Genomic DNA, 4,348 nt, shown 5'->3' with positions numbered 1-4,348 from the left:
ACACGCGCAAGCGAGGCTGCGAATTCGCACGCTAAGCTGCATCCGCCGGCACACAGCGCGATACTGACCTTCCCCAGCCCGGGCCCGCCGTCGTGACTCTGCGTTGCCTGTTCGTCGACTTCAATTCGTACTTCGCGTCGGTCGAACAGTTCGATCACCCGGAACTGCGCGGCAGACCGGTCGGCGTGGTGCCGGTGATGGCGACGACCACCTGCTGCATCGCCGCCAGCCGCGAAGCCAAGCTGCACGGAGTCAAGACCGGCACGCCGGTGCGCGAGGCGCTGGAACGCTGTCCCGACATCGCCATCGTGCAAGCGCGGCCGGCGCGTTATGTCGAACTGCACCATCGCCTGATCGCCGCGATCCAGGATTGCATTCCCATCGACGGCAAACCGCTGTCGATCGACGAAGTCGCCTGCCGCTTGATCGGCCGCGAACGTCAACGCGACAACGCCGTGGCGATCGCGGGCAAAATCAAACAGACCTTGATCGACCGCGGCCTGAGCCCGGCGATCCGTTGCTCGATCGGCATCGCCCCGAACACCTTCCTGGCCAAGACCGCCTCGGATCTGGAAAAGGTCGACGGCCTGACCGTGGTCGAGCTCGCCGATTTGCCGCACGCCCTGCACGGGCTGCAGTTGCAGGATCTATGCGGCGTCGGCCCGTCGATGCTGCAGCGCCTGCTCGACGCGGGCGTGCACAGCGTCGAACAACTCACCGCCGCGCCGCGCGAACATTTGCGCGCGATCTGGGGCGGCATCGAGGGCGAGCGTTTCTGGGCGCAGTTGCGCGGCATCGAACCGCCGTCGCGGCAACGCGCCGCGGTCGCCTCGGTCGGCCACTCGCACGTGCTCGATCCGAAGATGCGCAATGCCGAGGGCATGCGCTCGGTCTTGTTCAAACTGCTGGCGAAGGCAGCGATGCGGCTGCGCGTGGAGCGCTGCAAGGCGCGCGGCATGAGCATTCACGTCCGCTTTGTCGGAAAGGAGCAACGTTTCAGCCGCGACCTGCCGTTCGCGCCGCTCGACGACACCCCGACCTTGCTGCAACTAATGGCCGGCGCGATCGACCCGCTGGTTCAAGCCGCCGCCAGCGGCCGCTGGCGAGTCGAGCGCTATCCGCCGCTGTCGGTGGCGGTGTCGCTGATCAATCTGCAACCTTGCGCGGCCGACACCGACCCGCTGTTTCCAGAGCGCCAACGCAATCAAGCGCTGACCCGCGTGCTCGACCAGGTCAACCAGCGCTACGGCAACAACCGTCTGTATTTCGGCGCGATGCAGCAAGCGCTGGTACAAGGCGCGGCACCGATGCGCATCCCGTTCCAGCACATCCCCGACGAAGCCACCGAAGCCGATCTCGGCGCTGCCGCCTTGGTCGCCGACCCGAGCATGGACGAACTGTGGCTGCAGCGCGAACGCCAGTTCAAGGCGATGGCCGAGAGCGCGCATCGGCAAGCGCGCGAACGCGCCGTGACCAAACCCAAACCGTCCGCTGCCGCGCCGGCGCACCAACCTTCGGGCGTCGGCGGCTGGGTCCGCAAGCGCCAGGGTTCCGCAGACGAAGGCGGCGTAGGCACCACCGGCTCGCTGTTCTAACCACTCCCCGCTAAAGCCCCTCTCCCGCAAAGCGGGAGAGGGGTTGGGGTGAGGGCAAACCCAGCTTACGCGTCGACCGCAACAAACCCACCGGTCTGCCGCTTCCACAACCGCGCATACAAGCCATCGCGCGCGATCAACTCCTCATGAGTACCGGTTTCGATGATGTGGCCCTTGTCCATCACCACCAACCGATCCATCCGCGCGATCGTCGACAACCGATGCGCGATCGCGATGACGGTCTTGCCTTCCATCAGCGTTTCCAGACTTTCCTGGATCGCCGCCTCGGCTTCCGAGTCCAGCGCCGAAGTCGCCTCATCCAGGATCAGAATCGGCGCGTTCTTCAACAACACCCGAGCGATCGCCACACGCTGACGCTGTCCGCCCGAGAGCTTCACGCCGCGCTCGCCGACCAGAGCCTCGTAACCCACGCGCCCTTCGCCATCGACCAATCGCGGAATGAACTCAGCCGCTCGCGCCTTGCGCGCGGCCTCGACCATGTCCTCCTCGCTGGCGTCCGGGCGCCCGTACAACAGGTTGTCGCGGATCGAACGGTGCAACAGCGAGGTGTCCTGGGTGACCACGCCGATCTGCGAACGCAGGCTTTCCTGGGTCACGCCGGCGATGTCCTGGCCGTCGATCAGAATCCGCCCGCCTTCCAGGTCGTACAGACGCAGCAAGATGTTCATCAGCGTGGACTTGCCGGCGCCGGACGGACCGACCAGACCGATCTTTTCGCCCGGTTTCACCTGCAGATCCAGGTCGGCGATCAGACCGCTGTCCTGCCCGTAGTGGAAGTGCACGTTCTCGAAACGCACCCCGCCCTCGTGCACCGCCAGCGGCTTGGCGTCGTCGCGATCGACCACCGTCAACGGCCGCGAGATCGTTTCGATGCCGTCCTGGACCGTGCCGATGTCCTCGAAGATGCCGTTGACCGTCCACATGATCCAACCCGACATATTGTGGATCCGGATCACCAGGCCGGTCGCCAGCGCGATCGCACCGACGCTGATCGCGCCGCGATGCCACAGCCACAACGCCAGCCCGCAGGTGCCGACGATCAGCAGACCGTTGAGCGTGGTGATGCTGACGCCCATCAACGTGGTCATGCGGGTCATGTCGCGCGAGCGTTGGGTCTGCTCGACCATCGCCTCGGCCACGTATTCCTCTTCGCGCCGCGAATGCGCGAACAGCTTGAGCGTGGCGATGTTGGTGTAGCCGTCGACGATGCGCCCCATCAACTTCGAACGCGCGTCCGATGCGCGCCAGGAACGCTGTTTCACCCGCGGCACGAAGTAGAACAGCAGACCGATGTAGATCGCGATCCACACCAGCAACGGCGCCGCCAGCCAGACATCGGCCTGCGCGAACAAGTAGATCGCCGACGCCGAATACACGATCACGTACCACAGCGCGTCGAACGCCTGGGTCGTGGATTCGCGCAACGACGGGCCGGTTTGCATGATCCGGTTCGCCACCCGGCCGGCGAAATCGTTCTGGAAGAAGCTCAGACTCTGCTTGAGCATGTAGCGATGGGTTTGCCAGCGCACCAGATTGGTCATGCTCGGGTGCACGGTCTGATTAAGCAGCAGATCGTGCAAACCCAAACAGATCGGGCGAACCAGCAACATCACCACCGCCATCCACAGCAATTGTTCGCCGTGTTGCGCGAACAAGTCCTTGGCCGGAGTGGTGTTGACCAGATCCACGACTTTGCCCAGATAGTCGAACATCACCACTTCGACGATCGCGACGAAAAATCCGACCACCGTCAGCAGCGCGAAGATCGGCCAGGCCTGCCTGATGAAATGCCAATAGAACCGCGCGACCGAACGCGGAGGCATGACCTCCGGCGCGGGCCGGAACGGATCGATCAACGATTCGAACCAACGAAAAATACTCATGGCGTTTAGCCTTATTTGAACTTGGAAAGACTCCCCGACGCGCGAACCGCCCCGCGCGGCGCCGACGACAGCACAAGGCGGGGACGCACGCGGGCGAACGAGCGCGCTAAGGCGCGAGATCGACGGAGGGAGTGAGGGGGGGCGGACGCGCGCGCGCGATCCAGGGCCAAAGCGCCCGGGCGTGGCGGACTGTCTGCCAAGGGCGGCTCGACCGGAGGCCGAGACCGCAAGTGCCGACTTAGCGGCGGACCTTGCCGGTGATTGCGAACTTCATCTGACGATTCTCCTTTCCGACGTACCGGTCCGAACCGAGCGGTTCGAGTTGAGGACCGGGTGGCGCGGCCCGCCCCTGGGGACGTTGCGGCCGGCAGCTGCACGCCGATGGCGGCAGCGGGGCGAGTGTAACCGGACTTCGTTGGCCCTGGCAGCCGCGAAGCCGATTGCTGCCGTTTCTTTTTGTACAGACCGCGATGGCGTTCAGCTGAGGACCAGCCCCGCCCCCACAGTTTGGCCGATTCAAAGCCCCTCTCCCGCAAAGCGGCGACCGAAGGAAGTGCAGGGCTGAGAGGGGTTGGGGTGAGGGCACGCGCGAAGGAAGCGCGATAAACCTTGCGTCTTCACCGCGCCAAGCGATCAGATGCGCCGGTTCTGCAGGCCCAAATCGGACCAGTCAGTATCTGAAACCCCAGATCCGCGGCGATTTACACGCGATGATCTGGCTTCTTTCATATGACCAGCGATCAACTTCGCCCGTTGGAAGTCGCGGCGGATGATTAAGTCGCCAACATACTCCGTCCCCTATCCGCTCAAGCCGTCGTCGGCGCAGATAATCGGTGCAAACCATTGGCA

Annotated in this window: 2 protein-coding genes; one reads left to right on the top strand and one right to left on the bottom strand. The window is 64.5% G+C overall.

From position 1 onward, the window contains the following. Nucleotides 1-92: 92 nt before the first annotated feature. Nucleotides 93-1,595, top strand: coding sequence for a Y-family DNA polymerase (locus V7787_RS52260; protein WP_336095369.1), 1,503 nt, complete (start codon nt 93-95; stop codon nt 1,593-1,595). Between the two features lie 65 nt (nt 1,596-1,660). Here V7787_RS52260 and V7787_RS52255 read toward each other — a convergent pair whose 3' ends face one another. After that, entirely contained in the window at nt 1,661-3,499 is a 1,839-nt protein-coding gene (locus V7787_RS52255; RefSeq protein ID WP_336095368.1) for an ABC transporter ATP-binding protein, read from the bottom strand. Between the last annotated feature and the right edge of the window lie 849 nt (nt 3,500-4,348).

The sequence above is a fragment of the Pseudomonas sp. CGJS7 genome (genome assembly GCF_036961695.1).
Note: the sequence above shows the minus strand (reverse complement) of the source record. Positions and strands in the feature narration are given on the sequence as shown.